General features: G+C 62.5%; 19 protein-coding genes. 11 read left to right on the top strand and 8 right to left on the bottom strand.

What is annotated here, in order from left to right; all coding sequences use genetic code 11:
- Positions 1 to 4: 4 nt before the first annotated feature.
- The 5 genes from HDG34_RS08330 to HDG34_RS08310 all read left to right on the top strand — a co-directional run bounded on the left by HDG34_RS08330 (position 5) and on the right by HDG34_RS08310 (position 4,907).
- Positions 5 to 868, top strand: a complete 864-nt coding sequence (locus tag HDG34_RS08330) for a 4Fe-4S dicluster domain-containing protein (RefSeq protein ID WP_184059119.1) — start codon at positions 5 to 7, stop codon at positions 866 to 868.
- Between the two features lie 254 nt (positions 869 to 1,122).
- Positions 1,123 to 1,788: a TetR/AcrR family transcriptional regulator gene (locus HDG34_RS08325; protein ID WP_184059117.1), complete on the top strand. Its 666-nt coding sequence runs from the start codon at positions 1,123 to 1,125 to the stop codon at positions 1,786 to 1,788.
- 468 nt (positions 1,789 to 2,256) lie between these two features.
- Positions 2,257 to 3,144: a MinD/ParA family protein gene (locus HDG34_RS08320; RefSeq protein ID WP_184059115.1), complete on the top strand. Its 888-nt coding sequence runs from the start codon at positions 2,257 to 2,259 to the stop codon at positions 3,142 to 3,144.
- Positions 3,145 to 3,309: 165 nt separating this feature from the next.
- The gene (locus HDG34_RS40115) at positions 3,310 to 3,759 is read left to right on the top strand and encodes a DUF3331 domain-containing protein (protein WP_409259276.1); all 450 of its coding nucleotides are present in this window, start codon (positions 3,310 to 3,312) and stop codon (positions 3,757 to 3,759) included.
- A gap of 230 nt (positions 3,760 to 3,989) precedes the next feature.
- Positions 3,990 to 4,907 (top strand): LysR family transcriptional regulator, encoded by a 918-nt coding sequence (locus HDG34_RS08310; RefSeq protein ID WP_184059111.1) that lies wholly within the window; start codon positions 3,990 to 3,992, stop codon positions 4,905 to 4,907.
- Here the strand turns inward: HDG34_RS08310 and HDG34_RS08305 are convergent.
- Positions 4,904 to 5,107 carry a hypothetical protein gene (locus HDG34_RS08305; protein ID WP_184059109.1) on the bottom strand — a complete coding sequence of 68 codons (204 nt, stop codon included), beginning with the start codon at positions 5,105 to 5,107 and terminating at the stop codon, positions 4,904 to 4,906. The genes HDG34_RS08310 and HDG34_RS08305 overlap by 4 nt on opposite strands.
- Positions 5,108 to 5,202: 95 nt before the next feature.
- Between HDG34_RS08305 and HDG34_RS08300 the strand changes: the two genes are divergently transcribed.
- Complete coding sequence (locus HDG34_RS08300) at positions 5,203 to 7,554, top strand: DUF3141 domain-containing protein (protein WP_184059107.1); 2,352 nt, start codon at positions 5,203 to 5,205, stop codon at positions 7,552 to 7,554.
- Between the two features lie 276 nt (positions 7,555 to 7,830).
- On the opposite strand, the gene HDG34_RS08295 is transcribed toward HDG34_RS08300, so the two are convergent.
- Entirely contained in the window at positions 7,831 to 8,580 is a 750-nt protein-coding gene (locus HDG34_RS08295) for a hypothetical protein (protein WP_184059105.1), read from the bottom strand.
- Between the two features lie 390 nt (positions 8,581 to 8,970).
- On the opposite strand from HDG34_RS08295, the gene HDG34_RS08290 reads away from it, so the two are divergent.
- Positions 8,971 to 11,523 (top strand): DUF3772 domain-containing protein, encoded by a 2,553-nt coding sequence (locus HDG34_RS08290; RefSeq protein ID WP_184059103.1) that lies wholly within the window; start codon positions 8,971 to 8,973, stop codon positions 11,521 to 11,523.
- A 67-nt stretch (positions 11,524 to 11,590) separates the two neighbouring features.
- Here HDG34_RS08290 and HDG34_RS08285 read toward each other — a convergent pair whose 3' ends face one another.
- Positions 11,591 to 11,968 carry a hypothetical protein gene (locus HDG34_RS08285; protein WP_221309069.1) on the bottom strand — a complete coding sequence of 126 codons (378 nt, stop codon included), beginning with the start codon at positions 11,966 to 11,968 and terminating at the stop codon, positions 11,591 to 11,593.
- Between the two features lie 487 nt (positions 11,969 to 12,455).
- Between HDG34_RS08285 and HDG34_RS40110 the strand changes: the two genes are divergently transcribed.
- The 4 genes from HDG34_RS40110 (at position 12,456) to HDG34_RS08270 (ending at position 15,722) form a co-directional block, all read left to right on the top strand.
- Positions 12,456 to 12,770 carry a DUF4148 domain-containing protein gene (locus HDG34_RS40110; protein WP_143037312.1) on the top strand — a complete coding sequence of 105 codons (315 nt, stop codon included), beginning with the start codon at positions 12,456 to 12,458 and terminating at the stop codon, positions 12,768 to 12,770.
- A gap of 636 nt (positions 12,771 to 13,406) precedes the next feature.
- Positions 13,407 to 13,967, top strand: coding sequence for a YMGG-like glycine zipper-containing protein (locus tag HDG34_RS08275; RefSeq protein ID WP_260321080.1), 561 nt, complete (start codon positions 13,407 to 13,409; stop codon positions 13,965 to 13,967).
- A 949-nt stretch (positions 13,968 to 14,916) separates the two neighbouring features.
- Positions 14,917 to 15,039 (top strand): hypothetical protein, encoded by a 123-nt coding sequence (locus HDG34_RS38980; protein WP_013094087.1) that lies wholly within the window; start codon positions 14,917 to 14,919, stop codon positions 15,037 to 15,039.
- 71 nt (positions 15,040 to 15,110) lie between these two features.
- A complete protein-coding gene (locus HDG34_RS08270) occupies positions 15,111 to 15,722 on the top strand; it encodes a recombinase family protein (RefSeq protein WP_184059101.1) in 612 nt (203 codons plus the stop codon).
- Between the two features lie 127 nt (positions 15,723 to 15,849).
- Here the strand turns inward: HDG34_RS08270 and HDG34_RS08265 are convergent, their stop codons facing one another.
- From HDG34_RS08265 to HDG34_RS08245, 5 genes are read right to left on the bottom strand one after another with little or no spacing between them, the layout of a single operon-like run.
- Positions 15,850 to 16,866, bottom strand: coding sequence for a UDP-glucuronic acid decarboxylase family protein (locus HDG34_RS08265; protein WP_184059099.1), 1,017 nt, complete (start codon positions 16,864 to 16,866; stop codon positions 15,850 to 15,852).
- A gap of 51 nt (positions 16,867 to 16,917) precedes the next feature.
- Positions 16,918 to 17,874 carry a glycosyltransferase gene (locus HDG34_RS08260; RefSeq protein ID WP_184059097.1) on the bottom strand — a complete coding sequence of 319 codons (957 nt, stop codon included), beginning with the start codon at positions 17,872 to 17,874 and terminating at the stop codon, positions 16,918 to 16,920.
- A complete protein-coding gene (locus HDG34_RS08255) occupies positions 17,864 to 19,003 on the bottom strand; it encodes a glycosyltransferase family 9 protein (protein WP_184059095.1) in 1,140 nt (379 codons plus the stop codon). The genes HDG34_RS08260 and HDG34_RS08255 overlap by 11 nt, the downstream gene beginning before the upstream one ends.
- On the bottom strand, positions 19,000 to 20,088 hold the full coding sequence (locus HDG34_RS08250; protein ID WP_184059093.1) for a glycosyltransferase family 2 protein: 1,089 nt from the start codon (positions 20,086 to 20,088) through the stop codon (positions 19,000 to 19,002). The genes HDG34_RS08255 and HDG34_RS08250 overlap by 4 nt, the downstream gene beginning before the upstream one ends.
- A complete protein-coding gene (locus HDG34_RS08245; protein ID WP_184059092.1) occupies positions 20,085 to 21,830 on the bottom strand; it encodes a carbamoyltransferase C-terminal domain-containing protein in 1,746 nt (581 codons plus the stop codon). The genes HDG34_RS08250 and HDG34_RS08245 overlap by 4 nt, the downstream gene beginning before the upstream one ends.
- Positions 21,831 to 21,850 lie beyond the last annotated feature (20 nt).

Below are 21,850 nucleotides of genomic sequence, written 5' to 3'. Positions count from 1 at the left end.
TCGAATGAGCAAGTGGAACCTGATTATCAAAGTGGGGCGTTGCGAGAACTGCCAGAACTGCGTGATCGCCGCGCGGGACGAGCACGTCGGCAACGACTTCCCCGGTTATGCCGCGCCCGCCGCCGCCAATGCCGACAGCCCCATCCGGATCCTGCGCCGCGTCCAGGGCGACTCGCATATGGTCGAAACCACGTATCTGCCGGTCATGTGCAACCACTGCGACGAAGCGCCTTGCTTGCGGGTGGGCGGCGACGCCATTCGCAAGCGCGCCGACGGCGTCGTCATCATCGATCCGGACAAGGCTCGAGGCCGCAAGGACATCGTGAAGTCCTGCCCGTACAAGGCGATCGTCTGGAACGATGAGCTGCAACTGCCGCAGACCTGGATTTTCGATGCCCATCTACTCGACCAGGGCTGGCCGCAGCCGCGTTGCCAGCAGTCGTGCCCCACCGACGTCTTCGAGACGGTCAAGCTCGATGACGCTGCGATGGCCGAGAAGGCCCAGCGCGAGGGGCTCAAGGTCTTGCGGCCTAACCTGGGCACGAAACCGCGCGTGTGGTACAGCGACCTCGAGCGCTGGGAAACCTGCTTCATCGGCGGAAGCGTCAGCGCGCGGATGGGAGATGTGGTCGAGTGCGTCACGGATGCGGTCGTAGCCCTTTACCTCGGCAATCAGAAGGTGGCGGAGACTGTCTCTGACTGCTTCGGCGATTTCCGCTTCGGTGGTCTCACCAAGGGAAGCGGTCTTTACAGAGTCGAAATCCGTCATGCCCTCGGCAGCGCCTGGCGCAAATGCGAATTGGGCGAAAGCGTTTACCTTGGGGAGCTCAGCCTCGCACAGTCGATAAACGGTATGGAAGTCGCGTGATCATGGGCACCGCAACGAAGCTGCTTGCATGAGACAGGCGGACCGCTCACGCTTCGGTATGACGGTTCCGTTTTCCTCTCACGTGTGCCAGATTTCGTTGACTTTATTGACAACAAAATCATATATGAGTCTAATGTCAAATAAACCGCGAGACGGCCTGATCGGGCGTCGACGGATCATTGCGAAACCCGTAATCTGACAAGCATGCCGATCTGGCGGCACCGCAGATGTCGGCCTGACCGGTACTTTATGCCATGAAGCGGGAACGCCTGACACGGGCACAGCGCAGAGAGCAGACGCGCGAATGCCTGCTTGAGGCTGCGCGGAAGATGTTCGTTAAAAAGGGATTCGCCGCGACAAGCGTGGAGGACATCGCTGAGGCGGCTGGCTATACGCGCGGCGCGTTCTACTCAAACTTCGGCGGCAAGCCGGATCTGCTGATCAGGTTGTTGCGCCGCGATGACGATAGGGCGCGGACGAATCTCCTGGCGATGGTGGAGAAGGGCGGCACGCCCGATGAAATGAAGGACCGCGCCATCGCGTACTACAGCCAATCTATTGTTGAACACGATTGCTTTCCACTTTGGGTCGAGGCCCAGTTGCTCGCGTGCCGGGACACCCCGTTTCGGGAGCGCATTGACGCCTTCCGGCAGGAGAAGCTGGAACAGATCAGCGTCTACATCCGCATGCTTTCGGAGCGCAACGGCAGGCCGTTGCCCCGGCAGGCCGAGGCTCTCGCGGTTGGCCTGGTGAGCCTGTGCGAGGGCGTGCAGTTCTTCAGGATGTGCAGTCCGCAAACGGTGAGCGACAAGGTGCTTCAGACAGTGCTTGCCGGATTTTTTTCGTGCGTGTTGTCGCGACAGCCGGAAGAAACAGGCTACGACAATCATCGCCCGGACGTACCCATGGGCGCACCATAGCGACTCATATGACTGAATGGACTGGCACAGCCCAATTCCCGCGGCAGCCCCTTCCGGGTGAACGCGGCATGGCGGCGCCGAGCTGTCGCCAAGGCGACGCAACCGCTCGATAAGTTACCGCGGGCATCAGTCGGAGGCATCGACAGGTGTCACTCCACTCCCGCTCGTCACAACAGCACATTGGCCGCACGCCAAGCGCCTTCGGCTGTTGACCGAGACGACCAGCGCACAGCATTTCAATTCCCGACGTGCAAGAAAGAACCGGATGAGTTCGGGGCCAACCCGCCGTTCGCGCTTTTTGCATCTGTCACTCATATCTGACATGCAAACCATATATGATTGCATTGTCAGTAGTGACGCGAAAGCGTACAATCCACGCGTCGATGAAACGTGCGATCCGAAAGTCGTTATGACTGACGGCGCGCGGGTCGTCAACGCTACTCGTGATGGGCGCGGAGGTCTCGATACGTGGGTGAATCAGTGAAGGATATAGTCTCCGGACAGGCGCTCGGGTTGCGCCAGATGTTCGCCAAAAGTGCTACGCGTGTGGTCGCTGTCACAGGCGGCTCGAAAGGAGTCGGCCGTACGGCTGCCGTTGTCAACCTCGCGATGGCGCTGACCAGACAGGGTATGGACGTGCTGGTGGTGGACGAATGTCCTGGCGCGCGGTCGGCGAGCACAATGCTTCAAGACATTCACGCCGCAGGCGTGTTCGCTCCCGCGATCCATCGCAACTTGCCGCGCGTGCTGGCCGTTGACCGTGGTCGACGTCAGTTCCACTCGACTGGCACCGGCCATACGGATCACGAAAACTTCGCTGTACTACAGTACGACGCGGTGCTCACGAGCCCGCCCGACATCGTGCTGATTGATGCCGCGCTTGCTGGCAACGGCGCGCTTTCACCACTTGCGTTGCAAGCCCACCACGTCATCGTCGTCATGCACCTGTCGGCCGCTGCAGTAGCAGACACTTACGTTTGCATGAAGCGCCTGCGTCTCGCACAGGGCATCGAGGAATTCCGCATCATTGTGAATCTGTTCGATGGTGAAGCGGACACCCACGCGCTGCTGGAAAGTCTCGGAGCCATTGCCCGCGATTATCTGGCTGTCTCGGTTCTCAAGGCAGGCTGCATCTCGATCGATCCGTGTATCGCGCAAGCGGCAGAGCTTTCGCGCTGTGTCGTCGATGCATTTCCTGGGTCCCCGGCGGCGAGCGATTTTGCACGCGTTGCTGCCGATATGCAGTCCTGGTCGAGGCGGCCCGCAGCGTCCTGGCTGCTACCTGCGACAACGCACATGGCGGCACGGGGGCAGCGCACGCATAGGACTTTGGGCCCGGCAGCAGCATACCGGTAAAGCCTCGAAGAACGATCTCCCCGACCCGGGGGACTTGCCGGGGCCACGGTGTTTTTCGGGTAGGCGCCGTTCATGAAAGCGTGACTATGTTCGCAGGGGCAAAGACATCAAAAAGCTCTTTGCCGACGCAATCGGACCGGTAATTTTCGACGGAAGAGAGCAGCTATGGTGGGCAGCGCTCACGCGAAGCGCAAGCGTTCGAGCTTGCACAGAGGGAGCCAGGTGATGAATCGCGCTGTTGATCCGTGGAGTATGACCGTCACAAGGCTTGGCGATTGGAGACTTAACGAACGAGCCACTGCGCACGGATCTGCCTTGAACGGTTCCTCTGTTCGACAGTCGATCGCTTCGACCGATAAGCCAATCATACGGGTACTCGACCAACCGAGCGCGCAAACACTGATCGTTTCTTGGTGCGATGCGCGCTCCGGACACTATGGATACCAGACATGGTGCGAAGTCGTCGCGCGGGTGCCAGGCATCTGTGCGCTGACCGGTCGGCTAATCGAAGTCGGAGATGCCATCTACAGGCCGCGCCTCACTGGGCCCACACCGGCTAATGCTCACGCAATGATCTGTGCGAGAAGCGTTAGCCTGATAGAACAGCCGATCTGATGCGATTCGGTTCTCTGGTGTCTTTACGGCGGAATGCTCAGCGCTTTCAGGTGCGGCAGTGACACCAGGCGCATCCACGCGCGCGAGGCGTGACCGGACAGTACCCCTGGTCGCGGTTGCACGGCATTGGACTATGTTCCACAGCGTGCGGTGCGGTACAGGTCCACGAACAGGACTGGTATCCAAAGGATATCTACACAAGTCGTCAGATAGCAGATGGGACGTGAACCATGGAATACATTGAAAGCTTGCGCCTGTTCCGGAGTATCGTCGAAGTCAAACACTTCAGACGTGCCGGGGAAATGATGGATCTCTCGCCATCGGTCGTTTCGCGGGCGATCGCATCGCTGGAAGAGCGCCTGGGTACGCGACTCTTCCATCGCTCGACCCGACAGTTTTCGCTGACGGAAGCCGCGGAGCGCTTTTACGAGGGATGTTGTCGCATCCTGGATGACCTCGATTGCCTGGAAGCCAGTGCGGCGGGCCACGGTCGAGTGCCGGCGGGCATGCTGCGACTGGTCGCACATACGACCACCGCATTGACGTGGCTCGCACCGCTGATTGCGTCCTTTAAACGCAAGCATCCGAACGTCACCCTGGATATCACATTGACCGAGCGGCCCGTGGACCTGACGGCCGACGGTTACGATCTGGGTATCGTCCTGCCTTTCATGCTGGCGACGGATCTGGCTGTGACGCGGCTGCTCCAGCGGTTGCCGCTGGTCGTTGTCACAACGGAAGCTTATCTGGGCAGGCGTCCTCGGCCCCGGCATCCGGCTGAGCTGGCCGACCATGTGTTCGTCACGGTCCCTCCTTCGATGCACAAACCCTGCGTCACCTTTCGAATGGAACAGGAAAACATCGCGGTCCCGATCAGCTACGAAATTGCGTCGAACAATCCCATATTCAATCGCGACATCGTACTCGAAGGATTCGGTATTGGTCTGCTTCCAATCGCCCTTGTTGAGCAGGACATAAAGGCCGGACGGCTCGTTCGTCTGCTGGAAGACTTCGAGATCGCCGATACTTTGGCCGAGGTCCGCCTGGCATACATCGGACGCGCACTGTTGCCCGCGAAAGTCAGGGCGTTTATCGACCATACCGCGGAGTTCTTCGAACAGGGCATGGGACCTTCCACTGCTGGTTAGGTGGCGCACGCGGGTGAAGTCCGCGGCTTGCGACGCAGCACACACGCGGCGCGCACGAGCTCATCCGAGACGTTGGCGCGCTGCGCGATCGCGGCGAGCTTTTCATCGAGCACGCCGGCGAACGCGAGCAGGTCATCGCGCCGGTTCTGCAGCGCGATGCGCACCGGGCGGATGCGGCGCGCATCCAGCGCTTCGCGCACGCCCAATTCCTCGACGATGCAAGCTTCTCTGCAACCAGGCAACGGAATGAGCAGTTGTGCCGGGTTAAGTCGCTTCGCTTAAGGAGATTCATGAGATGGACCAGGTTACCCAGCTGTCACGCAATCACGAGATCGCATTGAAAATCCTGCGCCTGTTGCACAATCGCCTGGAAGAGGCCCGGCAACGGTTCGGGCAGAGGACGAGCGACGCAATCAAGGGGGGCGACGGCACGTCCGAACTCACCATTCCCAACCTGGCGCAGTTCACACCATGGGGTGCCTGGCACTATACGGCCGATTTCGCGCAGCGCTCCGTCCTGTTCTGGGATGCCTTGCGTCAACGCGGCAACGAGTTCATCGAGCGCAACAAGGCCGGGATCAAGCCGGCGTTGCATTTCGACTATGACATGGTGCTCGACGCGAGGCACTTTGAGCGGCCCGTCAACTACGCTCTGCTGTCGATACGGCCGCCGGAGGGTGTCGTGGTCGACGTGAAGAAGCGCCCGTATCTGATCATCGATCCGCGCGCCGGGCACGGTCCCGGCATCGGGGGCTTCAAGGACGATTCGCAGGTCGGCGTTGCCCTGCGCGCCGGTCATCCCGTCTACTTCGTCGTGTTCTCCCAGGAGCCAGAGCCCGGCCAGACCCTGCTCGACGTGTGCGCGGCCGAGCAGCAGTTCGTACGGAAGGTGCGCGAACTGCATTCAGACAGCCCAAAGCCCGCGATCGTCGGAAATTGCCAGGGCGGCTGGGCCGCGATGATGCTTGCCAGTTCGTCGCCGGAAGACACCGGTCCCATCCTGGTCAACGGTGCGCCCATGTCTTACTGGAGCGGGGCGTGGAGCGAGAGCGAGGTGCCCAATCCAATGCGTTATGCCGGAGGCATTCTGGGCGGCACGTGGCTCTCGTCCCTGGCGGCCGATCTTGGCAACGGCAAGTTCGACGGCGCGCATCTCGTGAACAACTTCGAGTATTTGAACCCCGCCAACACGTTCTGGGACAAGTACTACAACGTGTTCGCCAACATCGATACGGAACCGGCGCGCTTTATCGAGTTCGAGCGGTGGTGGGGCAGCTACTACCTGATGAACCGGGAGGAGATCGAGTGGATCACCCGTAACCTCTTCATCGGCAACAAACTGTGGTCCGGCGAAGTGTCGGGCCCGTCGGGCAAATCCTTCGATCTGCGTGCCATCCGCTCGCCCATCATCCTTTTCGCATCGATGGGCGACAACATCACGCCGCCGCAACAGGCGTTCAACTGGGTCGCTGACATATACAGCAGCACCGAGGAGATCAAGGCGCGCGGCCAGGTCATCGTCGCCCTGATGCACGAGGACGTCGGCCATCTCGGCATCTTTGTTTCCGGCAAGGTAGCGAAGAAGGAATACACGCAAATCTTCAACGTGCTGGAGACAATCGAGACGCTCGCGCCGGGCCTCTACGGCATGTCGATCAAGGAGGGAAAGGGCGCAGACGGCAAAACGGAATACGAGGTCTCGCTCACCGAACACCGGCTGGAAGAAGCCGTCGAGCATTTCAACGAGTTGCGGCGCGAGGACGAAAAGCCGTTCAAGGCCGTGGCGGTGGTGTCGGAGTTCAACCAGCGAGCCTACGAGCTGTTCGTTCAACCCTTTGTGCAGCATGCGTCGAACGAGATGACCGCGCGGTTGCTGCGCGATTTTCATCCGTTGCGTCTGCAGCGCTGGGCATTCTCGGACCTGAATCCGTGGGTGGCCGCGCTGCGTCCGATGGCCGATGCTGTCAGAGCCAGCCGGCAGCCCTCGAGCGACCTCGAACCCTGGCGCAAGGTGGAGCAGCGCGGCTCAGAACTGATCAGCGCCTCGCTCGACCAGTTCCGGGCGGTAAGAGACGCCAGCATCGAAGCACTGTTCTTCTCCATCTACGCGAATCTTTTCGCAATGTACGACCCGGACCGCCTCGGCGAGCATGGGGCCGGCACGTCCGCCGCCGCCGATCCTCGCAGCCTGCCGTTCGTCCAGGCGGCGCTCGCCTCGCTGAGGCAGGGCGGCTACAACGAGGCGGTCGCGCGCACCGCGTTCCTGCTCGCGCCAAAGGGCGAGCCGCTGCCGCTATCGCGCATCGAGACAGTCAAGCAACTGGTCGATGAATATGCCGACGACCTGCCGCATTTGCCTCCTGCCGATTGGCGGCGCATTCGCGGGGAGCAGGAACTCATCGCGACTTTTGAGCCGCAACAGGCTATCCAGACGTTGCCCGATCTGCTCGCCAGCCCGGAAGACCGAAACCGGCTCCTGACCTTGCTCGACAAGCTGCTGGCCGACCGGCGGGTGCTGCGCATCCCGCCGACACCCGCGCAGGAAGAGGCGCTGCGAGCCATCCGGTCAGTGCTCGGCGCGACAACCGCGCTCGAGTCGCAGCCCCAAAAGGCCCACGCACCGCGCGTTCGGGCCACGGCATCGTGAGTGCCGCCACCCCGTCAGTGAGGGAACCCGCCATGGAATCCAGACACGTCAAGTACCACGAGGCAGATCCCTTTCGCGTTCAGGCGGCGCCGCCCCAAAGCTACCATCGCGAGTTTCCGAAAACCGTCATTCCCGTCACGACGGCGGACGCGCCGGGCGCCTGGCGAGGGCAACCTCGATGTCGAGTCGAAGTCAGCATGCAAGTGCCTTCACAACCTCGAACAACTGACCGCGGCCGCCTTGCTTCGTCAGTCGCAGCGGCCGATTGAACTGGCGTCAATCGGAAGGCCTTGGTCGAAAATCGTGGACCTCGATCGCGACGAGAGTCGGAGCTGGCAATGGAGCATTGCCAACCGGCAGTGGCTTTACCGTCCTGCGAGTCGGTACCAGGAATCCATCGAATTCGCGAAAGTCCTCGCAGATGTGAGCGGCCCGCGCCCAGCGTCCGATAACCATGGCGGTGTAATCGATCCTGCAAAGGCGATGTTGCCTATCGAAATAGAAATCCTGGACCCGGCTGTGCGTTGGAATGTCGCTGGGAAAGGTCGCCCGGATTCTTGGCCATATCCCGGCCGAAGTCGCCAGTGGCGGAAGTTCTTTGAACGTAAAGCCGCCGCGCAAGAATAAGAAAGGTGCTGTCAGATAGTTCCAGAACGCGTAGGCGCCGAAATAGACAAAGTCGAGGTCGTCCCAGTAGATTTGCCGTCGCCAGCCACGAAATGCGGTTCGCGGTCCGTCGCGGCGAGCCAGGATAGCCCCGTCTCGCCCGACGACGCGAACAAGTTCTTCTCCTTGAAGTTCACTCGTTTCGCCAACATGCGGAAAATCGTGGAAAGCGAAACGAGGCTCGTGTGTCGACGCGCGAACCTGCACCTGTCGCAGTATCGGCCGTCGCTTTGCGGTGAACAGAAGGCCGCAGGCGGAAACCGTCGCCTCGATCTCCGCCAGTTCGGCCCATCGCGCTGCACCGCCGTGCGCCTCAATCGCTGCTCGGATCGAATCCGGCAATGCGTTGCTCTGTTCCATGTCGATGCTCCTCCATTACCGCGTTGCCTGCGCGCCTACCGGTGAGTCCAGGAAACGATGGTTTGATAGATGCCAATTAGTCGGGAGCCCGATATCGCGGGAAGCCTTGTAAAAAGCATCCAAGATCAGCTTCCATCTTTCAACGTCCCGCTATACCGAACGTTTCTCGCCCAAACTGGATAGCGCACGCCGGTGCTCAAGCGGCCCCCATCGCACATCAGCGGGCCAGGCGCTGACCGTGCACCCACCTTTCATATTTGCCTTGCCTATCATATATGATATTATAATCATGTATGATTCATTAAGCTTGCTCTCCTATCGCAGTGCGGCTCCCTCATTTCACGCCCGGCCGCGACCGAATGCAACACCGCTTACATAGGTATCGCGTGCATGAGCCAGATCTCTCAAATGCATACTCTTCGCCGCGCTTGCGCCGCGCGACAAATAGTTGCAGTCATTTTTCACCTTATCGCGCTGACGATGTTCGGCCTGATTCCGGTTGCCTCCAACGCAGCGACACTGCCGCCCCTTAGCATAGATGCTCCTGCTGATTCTTCGCCATCCATGGGCGCGGGCTCCGAGGCATTACAAAGGCTCGGTGCGCTTCAGGAAAAACAGGACCAGATCCGGCAGCGTGCTTCGACGGCAACAAGCGACGCGCAGCTGTCCGGGCTGGACGCATTGAGCCGGCGCGTTGCCGAAGACGTCGACAGGCTGATAACCACGTCGCTGGAGCCCGATCGCGCGAAAACGCATGCCCAGCTCGACGTACTCGGAACAGCACCCGCTTCCGAATCCGCCGCGGAAACTCCCGCGGTCGCCGAACAGCGCAGCGTTCTCGCCGCTCAGCAATTGCAACTCGATGCCGAACTCAAGCAGGCGGCAACGATCAAGGAGAACCTTGCCAACCTGAGCGCCCAGATCACGCGACTGCTGCAAAACCATCTGAAAGATCAACTGGCCCTTCGTTCCGACAGCATAGTCAGCGCCGCGTTCTGGGCGTCGGCGCTCCACCCGGACACGGCTGACTATCAACGTCTGCGAGACTTCAAGGCGCAGATCGACAGGCAGATTCAAACGACATGGCAACCGGGGCAGCGGGTTGCAACCGCCCTGCTTGTGCTGCTCGCCCTGGCCGTTGCAACGATTGGAACGCGGCTTCTTGACAGAGCATCAGAACGGTTCTGCCTACGCCGCCTTCCGGAAGGCCGGATACGGCGCAGCGCGATGGCGATCTCGACCGTGTTCGCGTCTTTGGTGACCACCATATGTGCCGTTGATCTGCTCTACTTCGCGTTGACCCGTCAGCAGGCGCTGCCTCCTGCGCTGCAAGGCTTCGCCAGCGAAATCATCAAACATGTTGTGACCTGCGCGCTGGTCGCTGCTCTCGGCCGGGCATTGCTTTGCACACGACATCCGTCATGGCGGTTGCCGGCCATCGCGGATCCCGTCGCTCGCGCGCTACGCCCTTTCCCACGGATACTGGCCGCACTGCTGCTGTTTTCAGGAGCCATCGAGCAGATCAACCGGGCCGTCGATACCAGCGTGCAACTTACGCTCTTTACTCGCGGCGTGGTGGCGTTGGTGGTCGCTCTGACCATCGGGATATCGCTTTTACGCGCAAACCGGGTACTCACTGCGCTCGCCGCTGCCGGAGAATCGCCTGAGGCGCGTTCTACCCTCGCTGGCATTATTCATGCCGCCGTCAGCCTTGCCGTCGGAGCTTCTCTGATTGCATTGCTCTGTGGTTATGTTTCGTTCGCGCGGTTCCTGACTTACGAACTGGTCTGGTTCGATCTCGTACTGAGCAGCGTTTATCTGCTGACGAAGCTCGCTCATGACGTTTGCGAAACCGTATTTTCGCCATGCCACGCCAGCGGCAAAACAATCAGGCATCTATTCGGGCTGCAAGATGTTCATCTCGAACAGGTGGCAACGGTACTCTCCGCCATTCTTCGCAGCGCATTGATGCTCGCCGCAGTCATCGCACTGCTAACGGGCGGCCTCGGGACAACGCCCCGAGATCTGGTCGATAGCATTCTCGACGTACTCGGTGGCGAGCGATTACATGCGCTCAATATCGTTCCCGCCCATATCTTCAGCGCTATCTTTACCTGTGCAGTGTGCCTGTATCTGGTTGGGCTCATGCGCAAATGGCTGGACGCCGAGTTTCTGCCCAAGACGCAAATGAGTTCGGGTATGCGCGCGTCGCTGGTGACGGTCTTCGCCAACGTCTGCTATGTCCTCGTCGCGCTGCAAACCTTGTCCGTACTCGGCGTGAAATGGCATAACCTGGCGTGGATCGTCAGCGCATTGTCGGTAGGCATCGGCTTTGGTCTGCAGGAAATCGTTAAAAACTTCATTTCCGGGCTGATATTGCTTGCTGAACGGCCGGTCAAAGTAGGCGACATGATCAGTATCACCGGCATCGAAGGCGATATCCGGCGCATCAGTGTACGTGCGACCGAAATACAGCTCGCAGACAGATCAACGGTGATCGTGCCGAATTCGCACCTGATTTCTCAGAATGTGCGCAACGTGACAATGGGAAACAAAACGCAGGGGGTTGTCACACTGGCCCTTACCTTTGCGCTGGACGTCGATCCGGAGCAGGTGCGCGATGTTCTTCTGCAAGCTTACCTGGATCACCCATCGGTTCTCGATCGTCCCGCGCCATCGGTGATCTTTAGCCAGTTGACGCCTGACGGTATGACATTGACTGTTACCGGCTATGTCGGTAGCCCGAGAATCGCCGGGGATACCAGAAGCGATCTGCTATTTGCAATCCTGAAGCGACTACGTGCTGCAGAAATACCGCTGTCGATCTCTCGAACCGTCGTAGTCCGAAGTATGAGCGATATCATCTCGAACCAGGAACCCACCGATCGCAATTCCGGTCCGGTAGAGCTCCGTGTCCTGTCTGCAATCAGCGAGAATAGATAGTCGTCGAAGTGATTTCTCGCGGTCGTGGGACTGGTAAAAGCCGTTATCGGTGGCTTGCTGGCCCTCGTTACACCGGTGATCGCAGCTCTACGCTATCGCCCACGCGGAACCGCTTTCCGCCGGGCGAATCCAGCGAAACGCGTTCCTTGGTATAGGTTCCGTTCGCTTGCAGGCATTCCGAGTAACTGATAACTGTCATCCAGTCATAGACTTTTCCGTCCTGGGTCAGTGCAGCGATGCGCTCTGCCATGCCACGCGGCGCACGAGCGGTCTGCTGCAGTACACCGTAATAACGGCACTTGCTGTCCGCTGACCGTAGCACGACGAAGCCGCCGACCTGATTCGTACCTGCGACGTTTTCAACCGTTGCGTTCATCGAGGAATCGCCGGCTGCATGCGAACTCGCTGCGAATGAAATCAGCAGCGCGGCAAACCACTTTTGCATTAAAGACTCCTATGGGTTAAAGGAAGAATAGCGGCTGCTTTTGCGCCGACGGCATCGGTGGCGCGACCGGGAGCGTGAGTGTCGATTGCTGCCGGACCTATACCAATCAGTGCATCAGTGTAAATAACGGAGCCGGTATCCACCGCAAAACCGAGCACATGCTGTGTCAGATGTGGGTTGCAGTATAACGACAGCGCGTCGTTATTCGACGCGCGCAATTGTGAGTTGCCATTTCATGAACATGGAGGTTGGGTGGCTCGCGAATCGTTGACCTGCCCTGTCGTTTCGCGACCGCTGCGCGCGGATAGATGCCTCTCGACGTTGCAAGCACGGAAACAATGTATTGAAGAGAGCTATTTCTAATTAAACGATAAGAAGATGACGGACCTCAACGGAACGGGCACACGGGCTTCAAGGACCTTGCCTGGTCGTTGTTTCGCTAACCCGGCGCCTGTTGTTCCTGGCGCCCGAGACTGGAAGCTTCATCATGGCTAAAGCGTTCATGCCCGTTCTCACTGTCGTGTCAGTCATCGCTCTCCCCACGGGCACCTCTGCTCAGGGCAACGGTCCTCTGACGCGTGAGCTAGTGCACGAAGAAGTCATCCGACTGCAGCTAGCGGGCTCTGACCATCCCAACGGTGACGCACACTATCCGGCGAACATCCACGCGGCTCTGGCGAGCGTGGCGGCTCAACAGCAGGCGTTCAGTGGGCACGGTGGCGTGAAATTGGGCTCCGCAGTTTCGGGGGTACCGGCAATGGCTCAGTTGGCCTCGTATCGTTCTATCTACAACGAAAGTTGATTGGACATCACGGCGGGGCAAGCCGCAGCCTTGTCTGGCTTTCCATGGCGACGTCGGCGTACCCCATCCGGACGCGAGGTTCAGCGCAAGGCGTAGATCTCGGGAATCTGCATTCGGGGTCGGCCGGCCCCGGAATCACCAGGTTCGGCCACGCGGGATTCACTTCAACCAGCACCAACGAGATCCCTTTTTTGTCGCGCAGCGGAATTCGCCCGGTTGAACCCGTTCGGTTTTTTGCGCCATGGCCTTACCGTTTTGCGCCGGGTCGCGGCAGGCCCGCTTCATCGAATAGGAGAAAGTTTGTGAGATCCAGGATAGTTTTGCTTGCGCTGATCGCGACTACGGCCGTATGCCTGAATAGCACCGCGCAAGCGCATGTGAGAGTCGGTGTCCTTGTGGGCATCCCGCCCCCCATAATCATGGCGCCCCCCGCCGTCGTCTACGCTGCGCCCGCCCCACTCGTCGTCCAGTCGGTCCAGCCAACCCCGACCACCGTCTACGTCGAAAAAACGCAGACGAGTCCGCCGTCGGGTACCTGGTGGTATTGCCCGGTGACAAAAAAGTATTACCCGTACGTGAAGGGGTGTTCGAGCGGCTGGGTGGAAGTGCCGGTGAGGCCAACCGGGCCGAAATGACATGAGCAAAATGAATTCTCTTTCTCTGGCAATGCGAACGAAACGGGGCGTATCCGCGCTAGTCACCGCCGCGGTCAGCCTGAGCTGCATCATCGCGCTCGACGGCTGTGCAAGCATGCCGATGGGTCCCACAGTGATGGCCCTGCCCGGCACCGGCAAGTCCTTCGATCAATTCCGCGCCGACGACGCGACATGCCAGCAATTTGCTTCCCAGCAGACCGGCGGCGTGAGCACCCAACAGGCCACAGCGACGGGCGCCCTGGGCGGTATGGCCGTCGGTACCGCGCTCGGCGCGGCGGCCGGTGCGGCGTTCAACGGCCGCCGCGGCGCAGCGGTCGGCGCAGGCGCAGGTCTGCTCGGCGGCAGCATGATCGGCGCCGGCATGGCGCAAAGCTCGGCCGCCAGCCTTCAACACCGCTACGACCAGGCGTACGTTCAGTGCATGTATGGCAATGGCCACCGGGTGCCTGTGCCGCGCAGCGCCGCCGATGCGTACCGGACGCACGACGAAGCGACGCCTCCGCCGCCGGCCTACGATACGGCGCCTCCGCCAGGTTACTGAACCAGGCACGCCGACCACGCTCGCGTTGTCGACGGGGAGCGAGCGCTTGAGCGCTTACTCCCGTCAGGTGGCCTGTGGAAAAGCCGACAGTTGTTCTCTCATCCTGTACGACGACTCTTGCAGTACGAGCTTTCCGCTCAACCAGAGTCGGTCTGACACGGCAGAAGGGCAGGGCAGTTCACGCCGCGGTCGCCTGTTGTGGTTTGAGACAAACGGCGTGAGGGCACGGATTACGCGGCACGGTGTGGGCGTCTGGCCGGGCTGCTTCTCGGTGTATTGGGCGATATCGCGTTGCAGGGGATTTGAGAGAAGAGGTATAGAGGGTCGGCCGGGATTCGTTAATATCTGAAGCTTAAGATATTCAAGATTACCCTCAACGGGAAATCAGGCGAAGCGCCATGCCGACGACGGCGCTACCGCCATTTTGCAGGCGGGATCGCGCGAGACGAACTAGGTTGCAACGGTTCGCATAATCCTGCACTTTTCCTACCGGCCGTGGTGGCCGGTAAGGAGAAGATCATGGCGGGCTTCAGTAAAGAGGCGAGCGAGCCGTCGCGTTCTTCGCGTCGGCTCGTATCTGCATGGCCGCTCTGGCGCCGAGCTTTGAGCAGGGCGCTACCTGCCTTCCCGTCAGACGGATTCCGCGGTCGTCCCCGATTGCGGTTCCGCGATGGGCGGCCGTCACTTGCCGCGCCTCCACCGCCCACGTAATGACAGTTCAATCGCGCCAATACCGACGCCAACCGTATTGGACGTTCAATGCGGTTGATACACTTTGAAAATTCCTCCACCGGGCTGCTCGCATCGTCAGCGGAAGCGTCATAGCCAGGCGCTTGCATGCCCGCGCCGCAACGCTCTGGCGCGGGCAGGACCGGGAACAGTGGTTGCGGCTTGATCACGATGGCCGCGGTTAGCCACGGTCACCCGCAATCTCACATAGGAGAGCGTCATGACTTCGGACAAGAATTCGAATCGTCAGCCGTCGAATCCGGCGCAGCCCGGCCGCGACAGCGGACAGCAGCAACAGAACCAGACTCCTCCGACGCATCAAGGCGGCCAGCGGCAGCCCTGAGCGCGATGAGTGACGGCGTGACCAGGCGTCGTCGCTCGAAAAACCGGAACCCCGACGTAATAGCGCCGCTAATGGCGGATCGTGACTACGAAGGCGAAGTGGAAAAACTACACATCTATCTGTTCGGCGCGCACGATGCGGTTCGGCACGAGCAGGCGCTGATCCGGCTCGACAAGGCCGGCTACATGGTCACGCTCGCGCGGGTCGTGGTCGAAGATCTGCCGACCTATGCGCAGGCGCGCGACCGCCGCGAGCTGCAGAGTCTGATCCGACGAATCGCGCCGCGCGACACGCTCGTCGTGCTCGAGCTGGCCGCGCTCGGCTGCAACGCGCGCGACATCCTCGCCACCGTGATGCAGTGCCGGAAGGCCGGCGTGGCGCTGCGTTGCGTCGAAGTCGGCCATACCGATCTGGCCGGGCGCCCCGAGCCCTCGGCGGTGAAGGCATTGCGCGCGCTGGTGCGGCTCGACGCCGCGTGCCGCAGCCTGCGCAGCCGCGACAGTCTCGCGGCCGTTCGCGCAAGCGGCAAGCACACGGGCAGGCCACCGTCGCTTTCCGAGCAGCAGCGTCAACGCGTGCTGCAATCGCTCGGCAGAGGACAGTCGGTCAGCGAGGTCGCGCGGCGCTTCGGCACGTCGCGTCAGACCGTGATGCGCATTCGCGCGGACACGCCAGCCGTGTAGAAATTGCGTGCCGGAGCCGTTTGCGTCACCTTCTTACCGGATCTCTCATCGTGCAGCCCGCGCGGCGCGTTTCGCAGGACTAATCGCGTGAAACGCGCCACTGCGTCGGCAGCGCTGCGCCGCTGGCTCAATGAAGGCGAGCGGACGTGACTCCGGCGCCGTCCATGCCCGCAGGCGGCGGCGTGTGCTGACTCGCCTCGATGCGCGCGCGGAAATAACGCGCGGTGCGCGGCAGCCCTTCGTCAAGCGACGTGCCCGGCTGCCAGCCGAGCAGTTTTGTCGCCAACGAGATGTCCGGCTGTCGATGCCATGGATCGTCGGCCGGCAGCGGCCGTGATTCGAGCTGCGACGCGGAGCCGGTCACCGCGACGACGCGCTGCGCGATCTCGCGCATCGACACTTCGTGCGGATTGCCCAGGTTGACCGGGCCGCCTGGATCGTCGGCGCTGTTCATCAGCAGGATGAAGGCGTCGATCATGTCGTCGACATAGCAGAACGAACGCGTCTGCGAGCCGTCGCCATAGACGGTCAGCGGCTCGCCGCGCAACGCCTGCATCATGAAGTTCGACACCACCCGGCCGTCGGCTGGATGCATGCGCGGGCCGTAGGTGTTGAAGATGCGCGCGATGCGGATCGACAGACCATGCTGGCGGTGATAGTCCATGAACAGCGTTTCCGCGCAGCGCTTGCCTTCGTCGTAGCACGAGCGCGGACCGATGGGATTCACGTGGCCCCAGTAGTCTTCTTTCTGCGGATGGACGAGCGCGTCGCCATACACCTCGCTCGTCGACGCCTGGAAAATCCGCGCTTTCACGCGTTTGGCGAGCCCGAGCATATTGATCGCGCCGTGCACGCTGGTCTTCGTAGTCTGCACCGGATCGTGCTGGTAGTGGATCGGTGACGCGGGGCACGCGAGGTTATAAATTTCATCGACTTCCACATACAACGGGAACGTCACGTCGTGACGCATCAGTTCGAAGTTCGCGCAGTCGAGTAGATGCGCGATGTTGTCCTTCGTACCGGTATAGAAGTTGTCGACGCATAGCACGTCGTGTCCCTGCGCGACGAGCCGTTCGCACAGGTGCGAGCCGAGAAAGCCGGCGCCGCCGGTGACCAGAATGCGCTTGCGGGTAAGTTCTTTCATGGTGCGTGATCCTGTGGTTGGACCGCATGAACGTTGAAAAGGAGCGTGGCATCACGCCGTGACGTGCAGCAGCGCGTCGTGCCAGTCCTGCGCGAAACGGTCGATATGAAAGCGTTCGAGCGCCGTGCGCCGCGCGCCGTCGCCGAGCCGCCCCGCTTCGCCGGGATCGCGCAGCAGCCCGAGCATGGCGTCGACGAGCACGTCGACGTCGGTATGCACGAAGCCGTTTTCGCCGTTGCGGATCACGGTGGCGAGCTCGGCCGTCGCGAGACCGACGATCGGCATGCCGATCGTCATCGCCTCGACGATCGCGAGGCCGAGGCTGGTCCAGCGGATCGGATTGAAAAAGAAGCGGTAGCGCGCGCTGAATGCGGCCAGATCGAGGTTGCCGATTTCACCGATGCCGTCTAGCCGCTGTGCGTCCATGCCGACGAGATCGAGCGGCACGCGCGTGCGCGTTTCGCTGAAGACATCCGCGCCGAGCCGCCGGCCGCGCTGCGCGAGATGATTGACGACCACGATGCCGCGCTGCAGTTCGCCGCTGTAGCGCACGCCGTCGGGCACCACGACGCCATGTTCGATCACGCGCGTCGGCGTGACGCCGCTGTCCCACATCAGCCGGTTGAAGTGCGTGACGTGGACCAGCAGCGTGCCGGGATCGTCGACCCAATGCCATTGCTCGAACGGGTTCTCCTGCGGCGGGTCGTGCTCGACATAGACGCGTGGCAGACGTTGCTGCGCGGCGCTCAGCACGCGCTCGCGATCGTGGTCCCAGTGGATGCGATGCTGGTACAGCACCACGTCGAACTCGCGGTTGGGCACGTCGTCGATTGCGATCTCGTGCACGTTGTCGCCCCACGGCAATACGCCGACCTTGCCGGCATAGCCGGGCGGATGACCGGGTTTCGTCACCAGATAGAAATCGTGCGGCGTCTGGCTCAGGTAATACATGTAGTTGCCGTGCACGTGCCAGGTCAGCACGCGCAGCCGGCGGCAATTACGCAACATGGTGCAGATCCTCGAAAGACAGCGAAACGGTTCCTTCATGCAGACTGCCTGGCGCGCCTGGTTGCGCGCCGGGCGCGCGCGCAAGCTGCTCGCGGGCGGTCTCGACCACCTGTTCGACCTGCACGTTCAGCGCGCACGGATGACCATACGGGCAGTCGCGGAACATGCACGGCCGGCACGCCGGATAGTCGGCCAGCACGCGATGCCGCGCACGATCGAGCGGCGCCCAGCGCCGCGTGTCGCTGCCGCATGCGATCACGACCGACGCGCTCGCCATCGCCGCGGCGATGTGCGAGATGCCGGTGTCGTTGCAGACCACGAGCCGCGCATGCGCGACCAGCGCAGCGAGTCCGCCGAGCGACGTCGCACCCGCCAGATGCAGCGCGGGCGCGCTCATCGCACCGAGCACCGCGCAGGTCAGCGGCGCTTCGGCGGCCGTGCCGGTGATCGCGATCTGCCAGCCGTCGGCGGCGAGGTGGTCGGCGACGGCCGCGAAGCGCTCGGCGGGCCAGCGGCGCGACGGCAATTGCGAACCGGGGTGAACCAGCACGAGCCGCTCGTCTTCGATGCCGTGATACGTGCGCAGCGCGGTGTACTCGTCGAAGTCGAGTTCGGTGAGCGGGAACGTCAGACGCCGGTCGTGCGCCGGCGCGCCGAGTGCGCTCATCAGCGCGAGATAGCGCTCGGGCTCCGGCAGCGCATCGGGCCAATCGATGAAGCAACCCTCGCGCGGTACCTCGTTGGGCTGCACGAAGCCTGCGTCGGCACACGCGCCGAGTTGATGCAGCAGATCGTTGGCGATGCCGCCGCTGCCGTGCAGCTGGATCGCCAGATCGAAACGCCGCTCGCGGATCCGCACGAAGAACGCGGGCAAGCCATGGTTCGATTCGGGCTGCTCGGGAAAACCGACCGCGCCAGGAAACACGATCAGCTCGTCGACGAGCACCGCATAGCGCTCGACGAACGCGCGTGCCCACGGCAGTCCGATCAGCGCGATATGCGCATCCGGCGCGGCCGCGCGCAGTGCGCGCAAGGCGGGCACCGCGCACAGCATGTCGCCGAGCTGCAGCGCGCGAAACACGGCGATACGGCGCGGCGCGAGCGCCGCCAGCAGCGAGGGTGGGCTCATGGAAAGAACACCTTGAAACGGATGGCGCCATAGAGCCGCCAGTAGATCGATAAAAACGGAATGGGGATCGACGTCCAGAGCATTTCGGCGACGTGGCGCCAGCCGTGGTTGCGCCCGCGCAGCCGCCGCGCGCAGAAATAGCCGGTCAACCCGCACCACGCGCTCAAACCCGCGCCCGCGAGCATCGGCTGATCCGCGAACGAACCGCCGATCGCCAGCAACGCGGCGCAGAGAATCGCGTAGTACAGCAGCGGCGGCCGCGAGCGGATGCGGGTTCGAAACAGTTCGGGATGCTTGCGATAAAGCAGCGCATCGAACTGGCTCTTTTTCTGCTGCGCGATGCTGACGCCCCAGCGCGCGGGCCGCACCGGATGCACGACCACCGCGTCGCGGGCGCGCACGATCTGGCCGCCCGCGGTAAGCAGCGTGAACTGCAGGTCCGAATCCTCGCGCCACGCCGACGTGAACCGTTCGTCGAAGCCGCCGGTCGCGACGAGCGCCGCACGCGTGACGAACACGTTCGCGGTCGCGAATTCGGCGCGCGCGAGGCCGCTCGCGTCGGCTTCGTAATCGGTCGGCAGATCGGGCGGCGAGGGCAGCGGCACGACGATCGTGCCGGCGGCCGCCGTCGCGCCTTGCGCGAGCGCCGCGACGCCAGCCGTCAGCCAGTGCGGATCGGCCAGCGTGTCGTCGTCGGTGAAGGCAATCAGCGAAGCGCGCGCATACTGCCAGCCCGCGTTGCGCGCGCCGGCCGGCCCCTGGGTGCGCGTGACCGGGAGGTAGTGCACTTCCAGCCCGCGCGGCGCCTTCTCGCGCGCGAATCGTTCGACGCAGGCGCGCGTGGCGTCGTCGGGACCGTCGTCGCAGACCACGATCTCGTAGCGGTGCGGCGCGAACTGCTGCGCGCATAGCGCGGCAAGGCAGTTCGCGAGCATCGCGGGACGGCGGTAGGTGGGCACCACCACCGACACGTCGGGCCACGACTGCGTGCGCAACGTGCGGCCGGTTTCGTCGGCAGCTTCGCTGCTGTAGCGCGCGGCCACGCCGCCATGCAGGGGCGACGGACACATGACCGAGGCGTTCATGAGCGGCCCCCCGCCTTGTCGACGAGGAACGGGCCGATCACGAGCGCGTCGAGCGGCGAGGTCCAGAACGACTCGACCGCGTCGCGCGGCGAATTCACCATCGGCTCGCCGCGCGTGTTGAACGACGTATTGACGAGAATCGGCACGCCCGTGCGCTGCTTGAACGCCGCCAGCAAGTCGTAGTACAGCGGGTGCTGCGCGCGGTTGATGGTCTGCACGCGCGCGGTGCCGTCCACATGCCGCACGGCCGGAATACTCGCGGCCTTGTCGGCGCGCACGTCGAACACGAACAGCATGAACGGCGCGGTTTGGCCGTTCACGAACCATTCGTTGGTTTCCTCTTCCATCACGACCGGCGCAACCGGGCGAAAGTCCTCGCGATCCTTGATCTCGTTGAGCTTCGCCTGCATCCGCGGATCGACCGGCGACGCGAGGATCGAGCGCGCGCCGAGCGCGCGCGGCCCGAATTCGGTGCGCCCCTGATACCAGCCGATCACCTTGCCTTGCGCGAGCAGATCGGCGGTCTCGCCGGCGATATCGGCGAGTCGCCGGTACGGTACTTTCGACCAGCGCAGGAACTGCTCGATTTCCGCTTCGCTGTATTCGGGCCCGAGATACGCATGATCCATTCTCCAGTGACGCTCGCGGTCGCCGCGCGCGGCACGCTCGCGATAGTCGGTCCACAGTGCCGCGCCAAGCGCGGTGCCAGCGTCGCCGGCCGCCGGTTGCACCCACACTTCGCTGAATGGCCCGGCGTCGCGCACCTTCGAGTTCATCACGCAGTTCAGCGCGACGCCGCCCGCCATGCAGAGCCGGCTCAAGCCGGTCCGCCGATGCAGCCAGTGCGCGAGTTCCAGCACGGTCTCCTCGAGCACGCGCTGCAACGAATTGGCGATATCGAAGTGGCGTTGTTCGAGGGGCCCGCCGCGTTCGCGCGCGGGACCGAAGCGTTCGGTCAGCCGCGGAGCGTCGACGGTATAGCTGCCGTCGTGCCGATAGCGGACGATCTCGCGGAACACCTCGACATAAGCCGGCTTGCCGTACGACGCGAGCGCCATCACCTTGTACTCGTCCGACGAGTGCAGGAAGCCGAGCCAGTCGGTGACCGCTTCGTAGAGCAGCCCGAGCGAGTGCGGCAGCTCGACCTGTTTCAGACGCTGGTACTCGCCGCCGACGAATTGCCCCATGCTGGTCGTCACGCCCTCGCCGCGGCCGTCCATCGTCAGCACGGCGGTGTCGTCGAACGGCGCGGCGAGAAACGCGCTCGCCTCGTGCGCGAGATGGTGCTCGACGAAGTGCCATGCGAAGCCGTGCTCGCGATCCACGCCCTGGAAGCGCTTGCGCAGATGATGCGGCGCGCCGTCGAGCAGCTGGCCCTTCGCGTTGGCGATATAGCTGAGGAACAGCGGGTCCCACGCCGACGCGGACGGGTTGTCCGGGCGCGTGCCGGCCGGATCGAACGGCAGCTCGATCGTCGCGCCCGGCCTCTTCGGCATGCCGCCGAATAGCGTGGGGTCGTACGAGTAAGCGACGTGATCGATCGCGGCGAGCGTAATGCCGGCGGCCTTCAGGCAGTAGTCGATCGCATCGAACGGGAGCTGCCAGGTCGAGAACGGCACCGGACGTTTCGCGTGCTTGACGTGCGTGAAGCGTTCGTCTTCGGCGGCGGCGAGCACCACACCGTCGCGCAGCAGCGCGGCGGCGCTGTCGTGATAGACCGCATTGATTCCGAGTGTGTACATGGCATTGGCAGTGGAAGTGG

The sequence above is a fragment of the Paraburkholderia sp. HC6.4b genome, assembly GCF_014200875.1.
Classification (GTDB): domain Bacteria; phylum Pseudomonadota; class Gammaproteobacteria; order Burkholderiales; family Burkholderiaceae; genus Paraburkholderia; species Paraburkholderia tuberum.
This window is presented reverse-complemented; position numbering and strand designations above follow the sequence as displayed.